This window comes from Actinoplanes sp. NPDC049599 (assembly GCF_044465625.1).
GTDB lineage: Bacteria > Actinomycetota > Actinomycetes > Mycobacteriales > Micromonosporaceae > Actinoplanes.
This window is the reverse complement of sequence record NZ_JBITLX010000001.1, coordinates 389327-409442: the sequence shown is the minus strand read 5'-3', so window position 1 is coordinate 409442 and position 20116 is coordinate 389327. Positions and strand designations below refer to the sequence as shown.

Sequence of the window (20116 nt, the reverse complement as noted above, 5' to 3'; positions counted from 1 at the left end):
GTGCGCCCGCTCCGGGCGGCGCTCGCGTTGGCTGGGCTGGTCCTGTTCGGGGCGTGTGCGGCGGGGCCTCGCAACGCCTGGGCGGAGCTGTCGCTGCCGGGCAGCGGCCCGCTGCGGGACGCGGTCTCCTGCGGCGGCCACTGGTATGTCGTCGGGGGCCGGTCCGGCGGCACCGGCCCGGCCGCGTGGAGCAGCGCCGACGGCCGCACCTGGCACCGCCTCACCCTGGCCGCCCGGCCCGGCAGCTACTACGGCCCGCGCAGCGTCCTGTACGCCGTGGCCTGCGCGAACGATCGGATCGCCGCGATCGGCGCCGTCGGCGGCGGCGCGCACGGCAACCCGCGGATCAGCACCTGGCAGCAGCGCCCGGACGGCTCTCTCGCCGAGGTCGCGGCCGCCTTCGAGACCTACGGCGGGGACACCGCGGTGGACGTGGGCCGGATCTCGGGCGGGCCGGCCGGTTTCCTCATCGCCGGCAATCGAACCGGCGGCGCCGCCGCCTGGCTGTCCCCGGACGGCGCCGGCTTCCGGCTCTTCGAGAACGCACCCGGGCTGGCCGGCGCCTTCGCCCGCGACGGCGCCGTGCTGGACGGATCGTTCGTGCTCGTCGGTGGCCTGGGCGACGCCGCCGCCGCGTGGCGTTCCACCGACGGCACGTCGTGGCGGCGCGTCGGCATGCCGGTCGAGGGCGGCTACGCGGAGGCGCAACGGGTGGTCCGAGCGGGCCCGGCGCTGATCGCGGTGGGGCCGCGCGGGGACACCTTCGGGGCCTGGCGCGGCCCGGACTGGGTGGCGGTCGGTCGCTTCGGCAAGCCGGACGCGACCGGCATCCGATCCCTGACCGTCTCACGTGGACGGTTGTACACAGCGGCGGCGCAAGGCCTGTGGCGCTCCGACGACGGCGGCCGGTCCTGGCTCACCGTCACGACCCCGCGCGCCGCGACCCCGCTGTCGGCGGTCGCGGGGACCAACGGCGACCTCCTGCTGCTCGCCGGCGACCGGGTCTGGCTGGCTCACGGGGTGTGACATTTTCCCCACACCCGGCTGTGCTACTCGCCGGTAATGTTCGACGTCCACCGATGTGTATCCGGGAGTCACCATGCTGACCGTTCCCCCTGGCCTGGCCGGCGTCGTCGCGTTCGAGACGGAGATCGCGGAGCCTGACCGCGACGGTGGCGCCCTGCGCTACCGCGGCATCGACATCGAGAAGCTGGTCGGCAAGGTGTCCTATGCCGACGTCTGGGGCCTGCTGGTCGACGGGGACTTCGGCGCCCCGCTGACCGCGGCGAAGCCCGTACCGCTGACCGTGCACTCCGGCGACATCCGCGCCGACGCGCAGGCAGCCATCGCCACGATGGCGCCGCAGTGGGGCCTCGGCCCGCTGATCGACATCGACGATCCACAGGCCCGCGCGGACCTCGCGCGGACCTCGGCGACGCTGCTCGACTTCGTCGCCCAGGGCGCCCGGGGCAGCGAGCTGCCGGCGGTGCCGACCAGCCGGGTCGAGGCGGCCGGCAGCATCGTCGAGCGGTTCATGGTGCGCTGGCGCGGCGAGCCCGATCCGCGGCACGTGAGCGCGATCGACCGGTACTGGATCTCGGCCGCCGAGCACGGCATGAACGCGTCCACCTTCACCGCCCGGGTGGTGGCCAGCACCGGCGCCGACGTCCCGGCGGCGATCTCCGCGGCGGTCGGGGCCATGTCCGGCCCGCTGCACGGCGGGGCGCCCTCGCGGGCCTTGCACATGGTCGAGGCCGTGGAGCGTTCCGGCGACGCGCGGGCATACGTGAAGCACATCCTGGACAGCGGTCAGCGGCTGATGGGTTTCGGTCACGCGATCTACCGCGCCGAGGACCCCCGGGCCCGCCTGCTGCGCGCCACCGCCAAGGAGCTGGGCGCGCCGCGCTACGAGGTGGCCAAGGCGCTGGAGGACGCGGCGCTGGCCGAGCTGCGCGAGCGCAAGCCCGACCGGGTGCTGGAGACCAACGTCGAGTTCTGGGCGGCGATCATCCTGGACTTCGCCGAGGTGCCCGCGCCGCTGTTCACCTCGATGTTCACCTGCGCGCGCACGGCCGGCTGGGCGAGCCACATCCTTGAGCAGAAGCGGCTCGCCAAGATCATCCGACCGTCCGCGTCCTACGTCGGGGTGACCGACCGGGAGCCGGCGGAACTGGTCGGCTGGGAGGACGCGCTCAAGCGCAACGCGGGCCGCACCTACCTCTGATCTTGGCGGAATTCCCAGCTTCTCCCCAGGTCAGCCATAATCTTCGCGGCTAGCGTGCGGAGCCATGGCGTGGCGTAGGCAGATCAACATGCGGCTGGCCCGGAGCACCGGCATGCGGGTGGTGCAGCGGGACGGCCGCTACCGGGTCGTCCGTGATCCGCGGCGGGAACTGAGCGCACCGGGGTTCATCTTCTCCTCGGTGCGCTCCGGCTCCACCCTGCTCCGGATGATCCTGAACAGTCACTCGCAGATCTACGCCCCGCACGAGCTGCACCTGCGCCACATCCGGGTCTCCTTCGAGATCCCGGCGGCCGGCCAGGCGATGGCCGCCCTCGGCCTGGACGAGCGGGAGCTCACCGCGATGACCTGGGACCGGCTGCTGACCACCGTTCTGCGGCGCAGCGGCAAGACGGTCCTGGTGGAGAAGACGCCGAACCTGGTCTTCCACTGGGAGCAGGTCGCGCGGGCGTGGCCGGACGCCCGGTTCATCTACCTGCTGCGGCACCCGGCCGCGATTCTCGACTCGTGGCAGCGGGCCCGGACCACCCAGACGGAGCAGGAGGCGATCGCCGGTGTGACCCGGTACCTCCGCAAGCTGCGCGAGGCCCGGGCCGCGGCGCCCGGGATCACCGTGCGGTACGAGGAGCTGACCGCAGACCCGGTCCGCGAGGCGCGGCGGCTGTGCGCGTTCCTGGGAGTCGGTTTCGAACCGGCGATGGTCGAGTACGGCCGGGCCGACCACGGCCCGCTGGTGGCCGGGCTCGGCGACTGGCACGAGAAGATCAGGTCGGGTGCGGTGCAGAGCGCCCGTCCGGTGCCGCGGATCGAGCTGCCGGCCGACCTGCGGGCGCTCGCCGCGGACCTCGGTTACTGACGGTCTAGCGGGCCGGCTCCAGCCGGAACCGGTTGACGATCACCTGAAGGTCGTCGGACATCGCCGCGAGCCGGCCGGCGGCCCGGGTCGCCTCGGCGACCCCGACGGTGGTGAGCTGGACCGACGTCGCGACGTCGGTGATCGTGTCGGCCACCCGGCCGCCGGCGGCGGCGGCCTCGGTCACGTTCCGGCTCATCTCGTTGGTGGTCACCGTCTGCTCCTCGACCGCCGAGGCGATCGTGGTCTGGAACTCGCTGATCCGCCCGATGATCTCGCTGATCTCCCCGATCGCGGTGACCGCGCCGCCGGTGTCGGCCTGGATCGCGGCCACCCGCTTGCCGATGTCCTCGGTCGCCCGGGCCGTCTCCTGGGCGAGATCCTTGACCTCGCTGGCCACCACGGCGAAGCCCTTGCCCATCTCGCCGGCCCGGGCCGCCTCGATCGTGGCGTTGAGCGCCAGCAGGTTGGTCTGCCCGGCGATCGAGGTGATCACCTTGATCACGTTGCCGATCTCGGCCGAGCTGTCACCCAGCTTCGCCATCACCGTGGTGGTCGTGGCGGTGACGTCCACCGCGCGGGCGGCGACGCCGGCCGCCTGGGTCGCGCTCTGGCTGATCTCGCGGATGGAGGCGCCCATCTCCTCGGCGCCCGCGGCGACCGTCTGAATGTTCGACGACATGACCGCGGCGGACTCCGCGACGGCGCTCGCCTGCCGCGCCCCGGTCTCCGCGCTGGTCGCGCTGTTCCTGCTGGTGGCGGCCAGCTCCCCGGCGGCGACACCGAGGGTCCGGGAATGCGTGGCGAGGTCGGTGACGGTCTGCCGCAGGGTGACGGTGGCCCTTCGCAGCGACGAGGCCATGTGTCCCACCTCGTCCTTCTGGTGCACGTCGAGCTCCTGGGACAGGTCACCCTCGGCGACCGCCTCCAGCACCGAGGACACCCGGCGCAGCGGCGTGACGATCATCCGCGCCACCCAGAGCGCCAGGAAGATCGCCAGGGCCAGCGCGAGCACGATGGTCCAGATCAGGCTCAGCCGGGTGCTGCCGACGGTCGCGTCGAAGTCCTCGCCGGCGATCAGCGCCTCCTCCGCCCGGGTGATCTCCTCGGCCAGCTGCCCCTCGTACGCCTTCCGCAGGTCGCGGTTCGCACCCAGGGCGACCGCGACGGCGGCCGGACGGTCGGTGGCGAAGGTGGTGAACTCGGCGTCCAGGGCCGTGAACCAGGCGTCGGTGGCCGTCTTGATCTTGTCGATCGTGGCCTGCTGCGCGGGCTCGCCCAGGCCCCGGGCGCCGGCCAGGTGGCCGTCGACCGACTCCTGCCGGCCCAGCGCCTCATCCCGGAACTCGGCGTCGCCCGCGATCAGATAACCACGCTCGTCGTTCGCGGCAGCCTTCGCCGCCAGCGCGGCACTGTTCAGGCTGGTGATGTACGGGACGCCGCTCTTGATCTCGTCGTTGCGGGTGGTCTTGAGGTCCGCGATGCCGGCCAGGCTCATGTACCCGGTGACGACCATGCCCGCGATGGCCACCCCCGCGACCGCCAGAACCTTGGTCGATACCCGCCGGTTCCGGGCCCACGTGGTCACACCAGCCACTGTTTCCACCCCTTGTGCGCGCCTTGTCGGTCAACTGCCCTATCGGCCCCGATTGCCGATCGCTGACCGTCAGGGTGCGGAAAGGTTGCCGAGACCCGCGGACGCGACGCCGACCGTGACCACCGGCCGCTCGGCCGCCGGCTTCGCCGCGCCGCGCGTCTGTGCCCGGGTGAGCAGCGTGACGCCGGCCCCCGCGACGACCGCGCCGGCCAGGGCGACCGCCGCGCCGAGCGAGCCGCCGGTGATCTGCTCGCCGAGCAGCGCCAGGCCGATCGCCGCCGCGGCCACCGGGTTGGCCAGCGTGCTCACCGCCAGCGGCGCGCCCAGCCCGGCGCGGTAGGAACGCTGGGTGAACAGCATGCCGGCGGTCGACAGGGCCGCGATCGCGAGGACCGCGACGGTCACCGCCGGATACCGCAGGGCTCCGAACCCGTCGGCCGTGACGTGCACCGCGACCGTCTGGGTCAGCGCGGACGAGACCCCGAACGACACCCCCGCGGCGACCGCCGCCCACAGACCGGAGGCGCCGGGCACCGCGCTCCAGCCGCCCAGCGCGGTCAGCAGCGCGGCGGTGACCAGCACCAGGCCGACGAGTTGCGCGGTGGTGAGCACCCCGATGCCGGTGGTCGTGCCGGCAAGCAGCAGGATGCCGATCAGGCCGGCCACCGTCAGGCCGATGCCCCGGCCCTCGACCGCCGTGACCGCCCGCCGGGCCAGCAGCGCCGCGAGCGGCACCGCCAGCACCAGGGTCAGCACACCGAACGGCTGGACCAGCGACAACGGTCCGTACCGCAGGGCGACCACGTGCAGGGCCGCGCCGACGCCGTTGAGCGCGATGGCCGCCCACCACAGCGGCATCCGGACCAGCACCCCGAGCGGCCGCTGCGCCAGGCGTTCCTGCAGCACCGCCCCGGCCGCATAGCCCGCCGCCGACGCGACGCAGAGGAGCACCGCGATGACGACCATGCTCACGGCTGCTCCCCGGGACGGACCAGACCGCTCTGGTACGCGATCACGACCAGCTGCGCGCGGTCCCGTACCCCGAGCTTGGTCATCGCCCGGTTGATATGCGTCTTCACCGTCAGCGGCGACAGGTGCAGCCGCTCGGCGATCTCGTCGTTCGACAGCCCGTACGCCACCAGCGCCAGCACCTCGCGTTCGCGTTCGGTGAGCGAGCCCAGCTCCAGCGCGGCCGGCAGCGCGCTCGGCACCGGCTGGCTCAGGAAGCGGCTGACCAGCCCGCGGGTGGCGGCCGGCGAGAGCAGCGCCTCCCCGGCGGCGACGACCCGGATGGCGTGCAGCAGGTCCACCGGGTCGACGTGCTTGCCGAGGAAGCCGCTCGCCCCGGCGCGCAGCGCCAGCACCACGTTGTCGTCGTTCTCGAACGTGGTCAGCACCAGCACCCTGACCCCGGCCAGGTCCTCGGCGGCGGCGATCCGCCGGGTGGCCTCGATGCCGTCCATGTCCGGCATCCGGATGTCCATGAGCACCACGTCGGCGCGCGCCGAGCGGGCCAGCTCCACCGCCTCGCGCCCGGTGCCGGCCTCGCCGACCACCTCGACCTCGGGGTCGGGCTCGACGAACATCCGGAACCCGGCCCGGATCAACGGCTGGTCGTCGGCCAGCAGCACGCGGATCGTCATGACAGCACCCCGGCCGGGACCGCACTGGGCAGGTCGGCGTGCACCGTGAACCGGCCGCCGACCGCGGGCCCCGCGGTGAGCCGGCCGCCGGTCGAGGTGGCCCGCTCGCGCATGCCGACGATGCCGTAGCCCGAGCCCGAGCCCGACCGCGGCACGTCCGGCCGGACCTGGTTGGTGACCTCCAGCGTCACCCCGCCCGCGGTGTACGCCACGGTGAGCCGGGCCGTGCCTTCGCCGTACTTCTGCGCGTTGGTCAGCGCCTCCTGGGCGATCCGGAACGCCGCGAGGTCGACCAGCGCGGGCAGCTCGCGGGCCGTGCCGAGCTGGCGGTGATCCACCCGCAGGCCGGCGGCGGCGAGGTCGTCCAGCAGGCCGGAGAGCCGGGCCAGCCCCCGGGTCGGCTCGGTCGCCGGCGACGCGGACCCGTCCAGGTCGTCCGAGCTGCGCAGCAGGCCGACCACCGAGGCGATCTCCTTCAGCACCGCGTCCGAGGAGCGGCTGATGTGGTCCAGCGCCGGGGCGACCTGCTCCGGGCGGTGCTGCAGGATGTGCTTCGCGCCGGTGGCCTGCACCTTGATGACGGCGATGTGGTGGGCGACGACGTCGTGCAGCTCGCGGGCGATGCGCACCCGTTCCTCGACGACGCGGCGCCGGGCCTCCTCGTCGCGGCTCTGCTCGGCGCGGCGGGCGCGCTCCTCGACCTCGGCCACGTACGCCCGGCGGCTGCGGGTGGCGTCGCCGACCGCGGTGGCCATGCCGATCCAGGCCAGCGCGCCGAGGTTCTCCGGGCCCCACCAACTGCCGCCGCCCCAGGTGACCCCGGAGACGTAGATCAGCGTGGCGAGGCCGCCGGCGGTGGCCCAGGCCGTCCGCCGGTCGCTGCGGGTGGCGTGGGTGAAGAAGAGCAGGACCAGGGCGACCATCAGGATCGGCTGCCGGTCGTGCTGCACGATGATGACGAAGATCCAGGCGAGCGAGGCGAGGATCAGGCCGGCCCGGATGTGCCGGCGGCGGAAGGTCACCGCGAGGACTGCGGCGGCGATGCCGAGCGCGTCCGTGACGCCGAGCATGCGAGGCGCCTCGCCGTGCCCGCCGACCCGGACGGCGATGACCGCCGGCAGCACCAGGGCCAGCCCCAGGACGGCGTCGCAGAGCTGCGGGTGCCGGCCTGCCGCCTGCCACCACCGCGTCTCGCGCACCCCGCCCAGCTCCATGACGATCACCGTACGCGTGGCGGCGCCTGCAAAGCGTCGTCCTCGCACGGTAACCACGTGACCTCGGATACCGCCGTTGTAGTAGGCGGATCTGCCCACCGGTGGACGACGCGGATCACCCGGCGGGCCCGCCACGCTGGTTCCCATGATCGAGGTCCACGAACTCACCAAGCGGTACGGCACCAAGACCGCCGTCGACTCACTGACGTTCACCGTCCGGCCGGGCATCGTCACGGGCTTCCTGGGGCCCAACGGCGCCGGCAAGTCCACCACGATGCGGATGATCCTGGGACTGGACCGGCCCACGTCGGGCACGGCGTCCATCAACGGACGCCCGTACGCGGAGCACAGCGCGCCGCTCAAGCAGGTCGGCGCGCTGCTGGACGCCAAGGCCGTGCACACCGGGCGGTCCGCGTACCACCATCTCCTGGCCATGGCCGCGACCACCGGGGTGTCGCGCACCCGGGTCGACGAGGTGATCGACATCGTCGGTCTGCACGAGGTCGCCCGCAAGCGGGCCGGCGCCTTCTCGCTCGGCATGGGCCAGCGCCTGGGCATCGCCTCGGCGCTGCTCGCCGACCCGGAGGTGCTGATCCTCGACGAGCCGGTGAACGGCCTCGACCCGGAGGGCATCCTCTGGATCCGGCGCCTCATGCAGGGCCTGGCCGCGCAGGGCCGGACGGTCTTCGTCTCCTCGCACCTGATGAGCGAGATGGCGCTGACCGCCGAACACCTGGTCGTCGTCGGCCGCGGCAAGCTGATCGCGGACGTCTCGGTGGCGGACTTCATCGAACGCGCGGCCAGCGACTCGGTGCTGGTCCGCTCGCCGCGCGCGGTGGACCTGCACGACCTGCTGACCGGCCCGGGCGTCACGGTGCTCAGCGTCGAACGCGGCGCCTTCGAGGTGACCGGCCTGACCGCGAACCAGATCGGCGACCGGGCGGCCGGGGCCGGCATCGCCCTGCACGAGCTGACCGTGCGGCGGCCGTCGCTGGAGGAGGCGTTCATGGAACTGACCAAGGACGCCGTGGAGTACCAGACCGTAGGAGCAGCCGCATGAGCACCCTCGCCGTCCAGCCCCCGGCAGCACCGGTGCGGCTCAAGGTGACCCAGGCCCGGGTCATCCGCTCGGAATGGATCAAGTTCTGGTCGCTGCGCTCGACGGTGGTCACGCTGGCCACCGCGGTCACCCTGCTGATCGGCATCGGCCTGCTGGCGGCGTCGATGCTGGACTCAGGCGCCGCCGGACCGGGCGAAGGGCCGGGTGAGCTGGGCCCGGTCGGCGCCAGCCTGGCCGGCCTCACGTTCGCCCAGCTGGCCTTCGGCACCTTGGGCGTGCTGTTCATGGCGAGCGAGTACAGCACCGGGATGATCCGGTCGTCGCTGTCCGCCGTACCGAAGCGCCTCCCGGTGCTCTGGGGCAAGATCACCGTCTTCGCGGCGGTGGTCTTCGTGATCGGGCTGGCGGCATCGGCCATCGCCTTCACCGGCGGCCAGGCCCTGCTCGGCGACGGCGCGGCCGGCTGGTCGGACCCGGGCGTGGCCCGCGCGGTGATCGGCTCGGCGGTCATCCTGGCCGGCTCGGGGGTACTGGGCCTGGCGCTGGGCGCGCTGCTGCGCTCGACACCGGCCGCGATCAGCACGCTGTTCGGGGCGATGTTCCTGCTGAGCGGGGTCGCGCAGCTGCTGTTGCCGGAATCGGTCCGCGACAGCGTCGTGCAGTACCTGCCGTCGAACGCGGGCAGCGCCTTCACGTCGGTGACGCAGGGGGCGGATGCGCTGGGGCCGTGGGCGGGACTCGGGGTGTTCGTGGGGTATGTCGTGGCGGTGGTCGCGGGCGGGGCTTGGCGGTTGAAGCGCTCCGACGCGTGAGTCGGTCCGGGGCCGGGTGGGTTTCCTGGCAGGCCGGCTCCGCGGATTCCGGCCGCTCCGCGGGGGATCCCGGTGGGGAGCCGGCCGGTCGCTGCCGTGCCGCCGCGTCGCGGTTTACGCTCGGGCGATGGCGTTCGAGCAGCATGGACACACGCACCGCCTGGACTGGGTCGATCCGACCATCCGGGAGTGGGACTGCACCGTCGTCTGGTCCGATCCGGCCGACCCCGAAGCCGGGATCGTGCTCGACCGGTCGGCGTTCTACCCGGGCGGCGGCGGTCAGCCACCCGACCACGGCGTGCTCATCTGGCAGGGCGTGCAGACCCGGATCGTGGACACCCGCAAGGCCGACGAGCACTACCTGATCCCGGCGCCGGGCGACCCGGTGCCACCGGCCGGCGCGACGGTCCGCGGCGCGGTCGACGACGACCGGCGCACCACTCTGATGCGGACCCACTCCGGGCTGCACATCCTCTGCGGCACGGTGTTCCGCGACTTCGGCGCGCTGGTCACCGGCGGGAACATGCAGCCGGGCGAAGCGCGGATGGACTTCAACCTGCCGGAGGTGCCGCCGGGCTTCAAACAGGCCCTCGAGGACGCGGTGAACGCGGAGATCGCCGCCGACCGCAAGATCGTGGCGCGGGTGCTGCCGCGCGCGGAGGCGCTGGCGATCCCGGACCTGGTCCGCACGCAGGACGCGCTGCCCCCGCTGGAGAACCCGGAGATCCGGGTGGTGGACATCGTGGGACTGGACGTCCAGGCCGACGGGGGTACGCACGTGGCGTCGACGGCGCAGGTGGGGCGGGTCGAGGTGGTGAAGGTGGAGAGCAAGGGCCGGCAGAACCGCCGCGTCCGGATCAAACTGGCCGGCTGAGCACCGGATGGGCCGCGGGCGGAGCGGATAGGGTCGGGTCAGGTGTGCCGGGAAGTCTGGTCGGCGATGGATCTGCCGACCCCTTCGGAGGCCCGATATGTCCCTCTTCAGCCGCGGTAGCTGGCCGGAAGCCCGCCGAATCGCCGAGCTGCTCCGTGCCGAGACCGTCGGCGGGGTGCTGCTGCTGGTGGCCGCGCTCGTGGGGCTCGCCTGGGCCAACTCGCCGTGGGGCGACACGTACCGGTCGTTCTCGGCCTGGGAGATCGGACCGCTGAGCCTGGCCGGCTGGGCCGCCGACGGCCTGCTCGCGATCTTCTTCTTCGTCGCCGGGCTCGAGCTCAAGAGGGAGTTCGTCGCCGGCGACCTCCGCGACCCGCGCCGGGCGGCCCTGCCGGTGCTCGCCGCGGTCGGCGGCATGATCGCGCCCGCGGCCATCTTCACACTGTTCAACCTGGCCGGCGGCGGGCTGGCCGGCTGGGCCGTCCCGACCGCGACGGACATCGCATTCGCGCTGGCCGTGCTGGCCGTGATCGGCACCCACCTGCCGAACGCGCTGCGCACGTTCCTGCTGACCCTGGCCGTGGTCGACGACCTGCTGGCGATCACCATCATCGCGATCTTCTACACGTCCTCGCTGCACCCGCTGCCGCTGCTGCTGGCCCTGATCCCACTGGCGATCTTCGGCGTGCTGGTGCAGCGCGGCGTCCGAGCATGGTGGCTGCTGCTGCCGCTGGCGGCGGCGACCTGGACGCTGGTCCACGAGTCCGGCGTCCACGCGACCGTGGCCGGGGTGCTGCTCGCCTTCACGGTGCCGGTGCGCAAGCAGGGCCTCGCCGAACACTTCGAGCACCGCTTCCGGCCGCTGTCGGCCGGCCTGGCCGTGCCCGTGTTCGCCTTCTTCGCCGCAGGGGTCTCGATCACCGCGGCCGGCGGCTTCGGGGCGAGCATGCGCGACTCGGTGACCCTCGGCGTCATCGCCGGCCTGGTGGCAGGCAAGGCGATCGGCATCACGGGCGCGACCTGGCTGGTGCAACGCTTCACCCGAGCCCACCTCGACCCGGGCCTGAGCTGGTGGGACGTGATCGGCCTGGCGCTGCTCGGCGGGGTCGGCTTCACGGTGTCGCTCCTGATCGGCGAACTGGCGTACGGCTCAGGCACGGTCCGCGACGGCCACGCGAAGATCGGCGTGCTGGCCGGCTCACTGCTGGCGGCGGTGCTGGCGGCGGTAGTGCTGCGGCTGCGGAACAGGCACTACCGCCTGCTCGCGGCGGAAGAGGCCATGGACGCGGACGACGACGGCATTCCGGACGTGTACCAGCGCTGACGGTCTGCTATTCGGGGCACTCTCGGCGGCCTCGCCTCCGGAGGCCCGCTGCGCTCCGGGCCGCGCTTCACCACGCAGCCTGGCAGCGGCGCGAGGTCTGCCACGCTCTCCGACCGAGCCCGGCCCGGACACCTCACCACGCACCCGGGCGGAGCCGCGAGGCCCGCCACCGCTCTACGACCGAGCCCGACCCAGGCGCCCGGGCAGGGCCGCGAGGCCCGCCACCGCTCTCCGACCGAGCCCGACCCAGACACCTCACCAGGCGCCCGGGCAGGGCCGCGAGGCCCGCCACCGCTCTCCGACCAAGCCTGGCCCAGACACCTCGCCACGCGCCCTGGCATGGCCGCGGATTGACTCCGGCGGCACAGGGCGGGCACAGCTGATGCATAGCAGCGCCAGGCTCAATGGAGATCCGACCACTTGAAGGGTGAAGGATCTCCGTGAACGAATTGCTGGTCGTTGCCGCCGATGTCACCGCCATCGCCATCCTGGCGTTCGGCATCTACTTCCCGCGCCACCACCGGCGGGACCTCGTGGTGGCCTTTCTCGGCGTGAACATCGGCGTGCTCGCCGTCTCGATGGTGCTCGGCTCCTCCGCCGTGGGCGCGGGCCTGGGACTGGGCTTGTTCGGCGTGTTGTCGATCATCCGGCTCCGTTCCGACGAGATCACCCAGCACGAGATCGCCTACTACTTCGCGGCCCTGGCGCTCGGCCTGCTGGCGGGGCTGAGCAGCACCCCGTCGGTCCTGGCACTGACGCTGATGGCGCTGATCCTGGCGACGCTGTTCGTCGCGGACCACCCGGGCCTGTTCCGGCGCTACCGACAGCAGACCATGCAGCTGGACGTCGCGTACACCGACGAGCAGGCCCTGCGCGCGCACCTGGCCGTGCTGCTCAACGCCCGGATCGTGAACCTCCTCGTCAAACACGTCGACCTGGTGAACGACACGACGCTGGTCGAGGTCCGCTACGTGGCGGCGCCGTCCGCACCGGCCGGGCCGGCACGGCAGGAGCCGTCCGCGGCGCGGCAGGAGAGCGGCCCGCTGATCGAACGGATCCCGGCATGATCGACACCGACTGCCCACCGATCTCGCTGGCCGAGCTGGTCCAAGAGGCCGAACTGCTCACCCGGGTCGACCGCAAGTACCTCGTGCCGCGCACCGACCTACCGGCCGTCCTGGCCGGTCTCCCGGCCGGCACCCGGGTCCTCGAGATCAACGGCCGGCGCGACTTCGCCTACCGATCGGCGTACTTCGACACCCCCGCCCTGCACAGCTACCTGGCTGCGGCCCGCGGTCGCCGCCACCGCTTCAAGCTCCGGATCCGCAGCTATCTCGACTCCGATCTGCACTTCTTCGAGGTCAAGACCCGAGGGATCAGGGGCACGACCACCAAACAACGCATCCCATACGACGACGAGCCGACGCTCTCCCCGAGCGCGCTGGCCTACGCGGCCGAGGTTCTCGGCACGCGGCTGGACCTGGCACACGTGCTGACCACGCGGTACCACCGCCAGACATTCTTCCTGCCTGCGGGCTCTCTCCCGGCAGGCTCCCTGCCGACCGGCTCCCCAGCGGCGGGCTCCCCGGCCGCAGGCTCGCTGCCGGTGGGGCTCTCGCCAGCAGGATCGCTGCCGGCGGGCTCCCCGGCTGCGGGCTCCCCGGCGGCAGGCTCCCCGGCGGCGGCGGGTGGCGCCCGGCTCACCATCGACACGCGGCTGGTGTGGGAACTCCCGGATGGCTCGAGTGTCAGTGCCCCCGATTGGGCGATCGTGGAAACGAAATCCGCCGCGGGCGCATCGACAGCCGATCGCCTGCTCTGGTCTCTGCGCCATCGTCCACGCGTCGTCTCCAAATACGGCACCGGCCTGGCCGCCCTCCGCCCCGACCTCCCGGCCAACCGCTGGCGTCCGGCACTACGGATGTTTCCCGCCGACCTCGCCACCGACCGTCGACGTCCGACGCCGCAGCCGGCTCGCACCGATCGCTGGCACTCGACGACTGACACGTCCCCCGCCGACCGTTGGCATCCGGCGACGGACACGTCGCCCAACCACCTCCCCGCAGACCGCTGGCATCCGGCACCGCGGATGTCCCCCGCCGGAAAGGCTTCCCGATGAGACTCCGCAGGCGTTTTGCCGCAGCGATCACTTCCGCCATCCTCGCGACTGCCGCGCTGGCAGCCTGCAGCGACGGCATCACCACCTCCACCGCCACCGGCGCCACGGCCGCCGCACAGACCACCAGCACGGCCGCGCTCTCCGCCGCCGCGGTGCTGGACGCGAACACCGATGTCCACACCACCTCGGCAGTCACCGAGTCGGACGCCGTCGACATCAAGCTGACCGGTGCCTCGGCCACCGTCGAGGGTGACGGCGTCAAGGTGGACGGCGCCACAGTGACGATCACCGCAGCCGGCACCTACCGCTTGTCCGGCACCCTGAACGCGGGTCAGATCGTCGTCAACGCACCAGACGCCGAGGTGCAGCTGATCCTGGACGGCGCCACCATCACCAGCACGAGCAGCGCCGCAATCGCCGCCACTGAGATCGGCACCCTCACCGTGGTCCTCGCCGACGGCAGCACGAACACCCTGACCGACACGGCCAGCTATGCCGACGACGCTGACGTCAACGCGGCCCTCTTCAGCGCCGGCGACTTGACGATCACCGGCGCCGGCGCCCTCACCGTGCACGGCAAGGGCAACGACGCGATCGCGAGCAAGGACGGCCTGGTGATCGAGTCCGGGACGATCACGGTCGATGCGGCGGACGACGGCGTCCGCGGCAAGGACTATGTGGTGGTCAAGGACGGCAAGCTCACCATCACCTCCGGTGGCGACGGTGTGAAGGCCGACAACGAGGAGGACTCGGACGCGGGCTTCATCGCGATCGCCGGCGGCACCGTCGCGGTCGAGTCGGGCGGCGACGGCCTCGACGCGTACACGGATCTGGTCATGACCGGTGGCACGGTGACCGTGGCCAGCGGCGGCGGGCACACCACCGCCCCGGTGGACACGACGTCGACCAAGGGCCTCAAGTCGGGCGTCATCACAGTGCTCGAGGGTGGCGCGGCCACAGTGGACTCCTCGGACGACGCGGTGCACAGCGACGGCACGGTGCACCTGGTGTCGACGGCGTTGACCGCGGCCAGTGGGGACGACGCCGTGCACGCGGAGCAGACGCTCCAGGTGGACGGCGGCACGGTCGACATCACGGCGTCGGTCGAGGGCCTGGAGGGCAAGGACATCGTGATCAATGACGGGTCGGTGCAGCTGGTCTCCAGCGACGACGGCGTCAACGCAGCCGGCGGGGACACCGACTCGGACGCCGGTGGTGGCGGAGGCGGAGGCGGCCAGTCGGTTGAGGACGTCTCGGTGACGGTCACGGGCGGCACCCTCGTCATCAACGCCGACGGCGACGGGCTCGACTCCAACGGCACGGCGTCCATCACGGGCGGGACTGTCGTGGTCAACGGTCCCGAACAGAACGGCAACGGCGCCCTGGACGTCAACGGCTCCTTCACGATCAGCGGCGGTGTCCTGCTCGCGTCCGGAAGCGCGGGCATGGTGGTGGCCCCGGCCACCGATTCGCCGCAGGGCTGGCTGTCCGCCACGTTGGACTCGGCGCTGCCGGCCGGCACGACCGTGCAGATCGTCAACGCCGATGACAAAGTGGTGGCCTCGTTCGTCACCTCGAAGCAGACACAGAACATCGTCTATTCGGCGTCCGGCATCTCGACAGGTTCGAAGTATCAGATCTACACCGGCGGCACGGCCTCCGGTGACAGCGTCGGCGGGCTGACCCAGTCGGGATCGCTCGGCTCGGCCTCGTCGGTGGCCACGGTGACGGCGGGCGAAGCACCGGCCGGCGGCGGATTCGGGCGGGGCGGCCGCTGAAATCGGTAATTCGGCGGCGTTCAGGGCCATTACCAAGGCTGAATAGATAACTGCCGAGAAATAGGAGGCAATCGCACGGGCGGACGGGTGGCATCGACTTTCTACGATCCACCCGACCGCAGCACCCTCGCTGCGGTCAGCGTCCGAAAGGCAGTTCGTATGCCCTCTTCCGCCAGTCGTCTGGTGATCACCGCGATCACCGGCGTTGTCCTCGCCGCCGGCGCGGCCGTGCCCGCCGCGGCCGCGTCCCCGCCAACCGGCAATCCCGCGTCCGCCGTACCGGCTGCCTCGCTCCCGTCGATCGGCGTCCCGTCGCTCAGCGCGAAGAAGAGCGCGACCACCAGCGCCAAGGAACGCAAGCGGGTCGACAGCGTCAAGACGCCCAAACTGGGCTGGTACAAGTGCTACGAGACCGCGGAATGCGCCACCGTGCGCCTGCCGCTCGACTATGACAAGCCGAAGGGCGCCACGACCGAGATCGCGGTGTTGCGGGTCAAGGCCCGCGACCAGAAGCGCAAGATCGGCAGCCTGTTCCTGAACCCGGGCGGACCCGGCGGCTCGGGCACGTCCATCGCGCTCAACGCCCCGTACTTCCTGAGCGACTCGGTGCTCGACCGCTTCGACATCGTCGGCGTCGACCCGCGCGGCATCGCCAACAGCGAGAACGTCAAGTGCTTCAAGTCCACCAAGGCGCAGACCCAGGCGTACGCGGGCCTGAACGTCGCCTTCCCGTACGGCAAGACGCAGGAGAACGCCTACATCAAGTCGGCGAAGGCGGTGGCGAAGGCGTGCTCGACCACCGGCAAGAAGATCGCCGGCGCGATGTCGACCGCCGAGGTCGTCCGGGACATGGACGTGCTGCGCCGCGCCGTCGGTGACAAGAAGCTGACCTACCTGGGCTTCAGCTACGGCACCGCGATCGGCCAGTACTACGCCAACATGTTCCCGGACCGCTTCCGGGCGCTGGTCGTCGACGGCGTCATCGACCCGGTCTCGTGGACGGGCACCAGCAAGACGAAAAACCAGATCCAGGACGAGCGGATGCACTCCGCCGACGGCGCCTACAAGGCGTTGCGCGAGATTCTCAAGCGCTGCGACAAGGCGGGCGAGAAGTACTGCAGCTTCGCGGCCGGCGACCCGGTCAAGAACTTCGAGACGATCGCCCAGAAGCTGCGGGCCAAGCCGCTGGTGATCACCGACGAGTACGGCACCTACACCATCACCTACGCCGATTTTGTCGGCGGCATCCTGGGCTCGCTCTACGACATGTACGCCGGCGACATCGTGGCCGACCTGTCGTCCCAGCTGTGGACGCTGCTGGCGGCGCCGGCCGCGACCAGCGCGGACAAGGCAGTCGCGAAGAAGGCCGTCATCGAGCGCATCAAGGACGCCCGGAGCCGCAAGCCGGCCCGTGACTTCCCGTACTACAACGACTTCGAGGCGTTCAGCGGCGTCATGTGCACCGACGGCCTGCACCCGAAGGACGCAGCATCGTGGCCGGCCGCGACGGCCAAGGCCGACAAGCGTGCCCCGTACTTCGGCCGGGCCTGGGCCTGGGGCAGCGTGCAGTGCGCCCGCAACTCGTGGACGGTCCGGGACGAGGACTCCTACACCGGCCCGTTCAACCGCCGTACGGCTGCGCCGGTGCTGGTCGTGGGTAGTTACTGGGACCCCGCCACCAACTACGAGGAGGCCGTCTCCTCGGCGAAGCTCCTGCCGAACAGCCGCCTGCTGGCGAGCACGAACTGGGGTCACACCGCCTACGGCACGTCGGCGTGTGCGACGACAGCGATCGACACCTACCTCCTGAAGGCCACGCTGCCCGCCAAGGGCAAGGTCTGCCAGGGTGAGGTACAGCCGTTCACCGAGCCGCTGGAGTCCCCGGACAAGCCGGAGGAGATGTCGACGATGCGCGCGGACCAGTCCAAGCAACTGCCGCCGGTCGCCGACCAGATCCCGACGTCGGTCCTCAACGGCACCAGGTAACACCGCACGCGGCGCTGTCGCCGGCCCAGGCTCCCCGGAGCCGCAAGCCGAGCGGCAGCGCCGCACCGCGGTGACGGCCCAGTCGAGGAACATCATCACCCTCACCTACCAGCTTGTGAGGAGCAGATGATTGACCAGCAACGCCATCAGCGCCTGGACCACCAGCCAGCCGCGGCGGCTCCGCAGCGGTAGCAGCACGGCGCCGGCGACGAACCAGACCGAGAACGGCAACCAGATCCGCTCCACCTCGGCCTTGCTGAGACCGGAGAGGTCGGCAGCGACGACGGCGACGAGAGCAGCGAGCGGGAGCAAACGCTCCGGCGTCACCGGCCGGCCCAGGACTGCCCGTCGCAGGACAGGCGCGACCGCCAGACCGGCCGGCGCCACCAGCGCGGCGAGATTCGCCCAGACCCAGTAGCCGTAGGCGCGCTCGCTGGCCACCCCTTGGTAATACCGCTCCACCACGAGCTGATAGCCGTCCCACCACCAGAATCCGGCTGCCGTGAATCCGGCGATGACCACACCGGCGCCGAGCCCGGTGAGCAGGAGTGGACGCCAGCGGCGCGCCAGGACGACGACGGCAAGCACAAGCGGCGCCAACAGCGTCAGCCCGTACGAGAGGTAGAGCGCGGAGGCCAACAGCACCCCGCCGAAGAAGGCCGAAACCGGTGCGCGGCCGGAGGGACGGGTCAGCCCGCGCGCCACCAGCATCACCGCCGACGCGGCCACTCCCGTGAACAAGCCGTCCGCGGATGCGCCCACCCAGACCGCCCCGGGAAACAGCACCGCGAACGGCACGGCGGCTCGAGCAGCACTCTCCGAGTCGGGTGAGGAGCCGGCACTCAGCAGGCGCACGGTCTCCGGCACCGCCACGGCTGCCGTCGCGCCGACCAGGACACACACCAGGGCGGCCCATCCCCCACCGGCGAGACCGATGCGGTCCAATCCGTCGAAGACGAGTAGCGCTCCCGGTGGATGTCCCGCGACATGCGTGGTCCACGACTCCGGTTGGAAGTCGAGGATCCGGTCCGTGAAGCCGCGGACCATCGCCGACACGTCCGTCACGCCGGCCACCTCGTGCAGATACTCCGGCTCGGTCGTGAGGCGGCCGGCCATTCCTCGCTGCCAGCCGTCCACGAGCGCCAGGCTCAGAATCCAGGCCACCGCGGTGCCGTAACCCGTGACCAGCAGGGATCGCCACGACAGTCGCGCGGCCAGCTGCTGCCCCTGCCAGACCACCAGAGCCGCCACGACCAGTGCCAGTGGCGTCCCCGGGCCGGCGTGCGGGAGCCAGTGGGCGTAGAAGGGTGCTGCGCTCGCCCGTACCGGCCGGTCGGCCAGGTAGAGCAGGCCGCCCACCAGGGCCGCGCCGCCGAGAAGTGCCAGGGCCACGACGGCGGCCACGATGTCCGCTCGCGACGCGCCGGACAGCCCGGACCGGGCCCGGGACGCACGGATCCGCAGCAAGGTCGTCATGCACGCAGCTCCGCCACGGCAAAGTCGGCCATTCCCGCCGACAGGTCGACGGCGGCCGTGAAGCCCAGTTCGTCAGCCGCCCGCCTCGGCGACGCGACCACGTGACGGACGTCGCCGAGCCGGAATTCACCGGTCACCACCGGTGCGGGGCCGGCCATGACCGAAGCCAATATCCGGGCCATGTCGCCGACTGTCGCCGGGCGTCCCGACGCGATGTTGTAGGCCGAGAAGCCGGGCCGCTCGGTCGCCTCCAGCGCCGCCACATTCGCCTGGGCCACGTCGGTCACGTGCACGAAGTCGCGCCGCTGCCGGCCGTCCTCGAAGACTCGTGGCGCCTCGCCCGCTGCCAGGGCCGAGCGGAAGATCGCCGCCACTCCGCTGTAGGGGGTGTCGCGGGGCATCCCCGGTCCGTAGACGTTGTGGTAGCGCAACGCGACGACCGATCCATCACTCTGCCGGGCCCAGGTCGCTGAGAGGTGCTCCTGGGCGAGTTTGGTCACCGCGTACACGCTGCGGGGATCGAGGCTCCCGTCCTCATCGATCGGGATCGAGACCAGCGGCGCTCGGCAGACGGTGCATGGCGGCTCGAAGTGTGCTGCTTCGAGGTCGCGTCGAGCCCGGGCCGGTGGGCGCTGTGGACCGTGCTCCGGGCACGCGTACGAGCCCTCGCCGTAGACGACCATGGAGCTGGCGAGCACGAGCCGGCGCACCTTCGCGCGCGTCATCTCGGCGAGCAGCACGGCTGTGGCCAGGTCGTTGCTGCCCACGTACGCCGGGAGATCGGTGAGATCCACGCCCATGCCGACCATCGCGGCCTGATGCACGACGACGTCCACGCCCCGCAGCGCACCGGCGACGGCATCGCGGTCGCGGAGATCCGCCACCTGGATCGGGACACCGGCGATCGCCTCCGGCAGCGGCCGGCGGTGCGCCGCCGGATGGCCGCTGTCCAGGATCGCGACGGAGTGGCCCGCCGCGAGCAGCGCGGCGGTCACGTGGGTTCCGATGAAGCCGGCGCCGCCGGTCAGGAGTACGTGGGTCACGGCGGCCACGGTAGGCCGGTGCGATCGTCCTTGGGGCGGTTCCCGGCGAGGCGTCAGCACTTCGTAAGAACCGTCCCCGACGTCACTATCTCGTA

Annotated in this window: 17 protein-coding genes; 11 read left to right on the top strand and 6 right to left on the bottom strand. The window is 71.9% G+C overall.

The window, feature by feature from the left end:
- The 3 genes from ACIBQZ_RS01865 (at position 1) to ACIBQZ_RS01855 (ending at position 3098) form a co-directional block, all read left to right on the top strand.
- A complete protein-coding gene (locus ACIBQZ_RS01865) occupies positions 1-1026 on the top strand; it encodes a hypothetical protein (protein WP_396086551.1) in 1026 nt (341 codons plus the stop codon).
- Between the two features lie 73 nt (positions 1027-1099).
- Entirely contained in the window at positions 1100-2224 is a 1125-nt protein-coding gene (locus tag ACIBQZ_RS01860; RefSeq protein ID WP_396086550.1) for a citrate synthase 2, read from the top strand.
- 64 nt (positions 2225-2288) lie between these two features.
- Positions 2289-3098 (top strand): sulfotransferase family protein, encoded by an 810-nt coding sequence (locus ACIBQZ_RS01855; RefSeq protein WP_396086549.1) that lies wholly within the window; start codon positions 2289-2291, stop codon positions 3096-3098.
- 4 nt (positions 3099-3102) lie between these two features.
- On the opposite strand, the gene ACIBQZ_RS01850 is transcribed toward ACIBQZ_RS01855, so the two are convergent.
- The 4 genes from ACIBQZ_RS01850 to ACIBQZ_RS01835 form a co-directional block, all read right to left on the bottom strand.
- A complete protein-coding gene (locus ACIBQZ_RS01850; RefSeq protein WP_396086548.1) occupies positions 3103-4683 on the bottom strand; it encodes a methyl-accepting chemotaxis protein in 1581 nt (526 codons plus the stop codon).
- A 78-nt stretch (positions 4684-4761) separates the two neighbouring features.
- Positions 4762-5664, bottom strand: a complete 903-nt coding sequence (locus ACIBQZ_RS01845) for a hypothetical protein (RefSeq protein WP_396086547.1) — start codon at positions 5662-5664, stop codon at positions 4762-4764.
- Complete coding sequence (locus ACIBQZ_RS01840) at positions 5661-6335, bottom strand: response regulator (RefSeq protein ID WP_396086546.1); 675 nt, start codon at positions 6333-6335, stop codon at positions 5661-5663. Before ACIBQZ_RS01840 ends, ACIBQZ_RS01845 begins: the two co-directional genes overlap by 4 nt.
- A complete protein-coding gene (locus tag ACIBQZ_RS01835) occupies positions 6332-7549 on the bottom strand; it encodes a sensor histidine kinase (protein WP_396086545.1) in 1218 nt (405 codons plus the stop codon). The genes ACIBQZ_RS01840 and ACIBQZ_RS01835 overlap by 4 nt, the downstream gene beginning before the upstream one ends.
- Before the next feature lie 145 nt (positions 7550-7694).
- Here ACIBQZ_RS01835 and ACIBQZ_RS01830 point away from each other — a divergent pair, with 145 nt between their 5' ends.
- From ACIBQZ_RS01830 to ACIBQZ_RS01795, 8 genes are all read left to right on the top strand, one after another.
- Entirely contained in the window at positions 7695-8609 is a 915-nt protein-coding gene (locus ACIBQZ_RS01830) for an ATP-binding cassette domain-containing protein (protein ID WP_396086544.1), read from the top strand.
- Positions 8606-9421 (top strand): ABC transporter permease, encoded by an 816-nt coding sequence (locus tag ACIBQZ_RS01825; RefSeq protein WP_396086543.1) that lies wholly within the window; start codon positions 8606-8608, stop codon positions 9419-9421. The genes ACIBQZ_RS01830 and ACIBQZ_RS01825 overlap by 4 nt, the downstream gene beginning before the upstream one ends.
- A 127-nt stretch (positions 9422-9548) precedes the next feature.
- Positions 9549-10295: an alanyl-tRNA editing protein gene (locus ACIBQZ_RS01820; RefSeq protein WP_396086542.1), complete on the top strand. Its 747-nt coding sequence runs from the start codon at positions 9549-9551 to the stop codon at positions 10293-10295.
- Positions 10296-10392: 97 nt separating this feature from the next.
- A complete protein-coding gene (gene nhaA, locus ACIBQZ_RS01815) occupies positions 10393-11619 on the top strand; it encodes a Na+/H+ antiporter NhaA (RefSeq protein ID WP_396086541.1) in 1227 nt (408 codons plus the stop codon).
- A gap of 440 nt (positions 11620-12059) precedes the next feature.
- Entirely contained in the window at positions 12060-12686 is a 627-nt protein-coding gene (locus ACIBQZ_RS01810) for a DUF4956 domain-containing protein (RefSeq protein WP_396086540.1), read from the top strand.
- The gene (locus tag ACIBQZ_RS01805; protein ID WP_396086539.1) at positions 12683-13738 is read left to right on the top strand and encodes a polyphosphate polymerase domain-containing protein; all 1056 of its coding nucleotides are present in this window, start codon (positions 12683-12685) and stop codon (positions 13736-13738) included. The genes ACIBQZ_RS01810 and ACIBQZ_RS01805 overlap by 4 nt, the downstream gene beginning before the upstream one ends.
- Positions 13735-15516 (top strand): carbohydrate-binding domain-containing protein, encoded by a 1782-nt coding sequence (locus ACIBQZ_RS01800; RefSeq protein ID WP_396086538.1) that lies wholly within the window; start codon positions 13735-13737, stop codon positions 15514-15516. Before ACIBQZ_RS01805 ends, ACIBQZ_RS01800 begins: the two co-directional genes overlap by 4 nt.
- Before the next feature lie 159 nt (positions 15517-15675).
- Positions 15676-17502, top strand: coding sequence for an alpha/beta hydrolase (locus ACIBQZ_RS01795; protein WP_396086537.1), 1827 nt, complete (start codon positions 15676-15678; stop codon positions 17500-17502).
- A gap of 105 nt (positions 17503-17607) precedes the next feature.
- Here ACIBQZ_RS01795 and ACIBQZ_RS01790 read toward each other — a convergent pair whose 3' ends face one another.
- A complete protein-coding gene (locus ACIBQZ_RS01790) occupies positions 17608-18978 on the bottom strand; it encodes a hypothetical protein (protein ID WP_396086536.1) in 1371 nt (456 codons plus the stop codon).
- Positions 18975-20021 (bottom strand): NAD-dependent epimerase/dehydratase family protein, encoded by a 1047-nt coding sequence (locus tag ACIBQZ_RS01785; protein WP_396086535.1) that lies wholly within the window; start codon positions 20019-20021, stop codon positions 18975-18977. The genes ACIBQZ_RS01790 and ACIBQZ_RS01785 overlap by 4 nt, the downstream gene beginning before the upstream one ends.
- Positions 20022-20116 lie beyond the last annotated feature (95 nt).

Bases quoted from the DNA above. Each gene is read 5' to 3' on its own strand.
- ACIBQZ_RS01860 (WP_396086550.1), top strand. From the start codon at position 1,100: ATGCTGACCGTTCCCCCTGGCCTGGCCGGCGTCGTCGCGTTCGAGACG.
- ACIBQZ_RS01855 (WP_396086549.1), top strand. From the start codon at position 2,289: ATGGCGTGGCGTAGGCAGATCAACATGCGGCTGGCCCGGAGCACCGGC.
- ACIBQZ_RS01840 (WP_396086546.1), bottom strand. From the start codon at position 6,335: ATGACGATCCGCGTGCTGCTGGCCGACGACCAGCCGTTGATCCGGGCC.
- ACIBQZ_RS01835 (WP_396086545.1), bottom strand. From the start codon at position 7,549: ATGGAGCTGGGCGGGGTGCGCGAGACGCGGTGGTGGCAGGCGGCAGGC.
- ACIBQZ_RS01830 (WP_396086544.1), top strand. From the start codon at position 7,695: ATGATCGAGGTCCACGAACTCACCAAGCGGTACGGCACCAAGACCGCC.
- ACIBQZ_RS01825 (WP_396086543.1), top strand. From the start codon at position 8,606: ATGAGCACCCTCGCCGTCCAGCCCCCGGCAGCACCGGTGCGGCTCAAG.
- ACIBQZ_RS01820 (WP_396086542.1), top strand. From the start codon at position 9,549: ATGGCGTTCGAGCAGCATGGACACACGCACCGCCTGGACTGGGTCGAT.
- nhaA (WP_396086541.1), top strand. From the start codon at position 10,393: ATGTCCCTCTTCAGCCGCGGTAGCTGGCCGGAAGCCCGCCGAATCGCC.
- ACIBQZ_RS01805 (WP_396086539.1), top strand. From the start codon at position 12,683: ATGATCGACACCGACTGCCCACCGATCTCGCTGGCCGAGCTGGTCCAA.
- ACIBQZ_RS01800 (WP_396086538.1), top strand. From the start codon at position 13,735: ATGAGACTCCGCAGGCGTTTTGCCGCAGCGATCACTTCCGCCATCCTC.
- ACIBQZ_RS01795 (WP_396086537.1), top strand. From the start codon at position 15,676: ATGCCCTCTTCCGCCAGTCGTCTGGTGATCACCGCGATCACCGGCGTT.
- ACIBQZ_RS01790 (WP_396086536.1), bottom strand. From the start codon at position 18,978: ATGACGACCTTGCTGCGGATCCGTGCGTCCCGGGCCCGGTCCGGGCTG.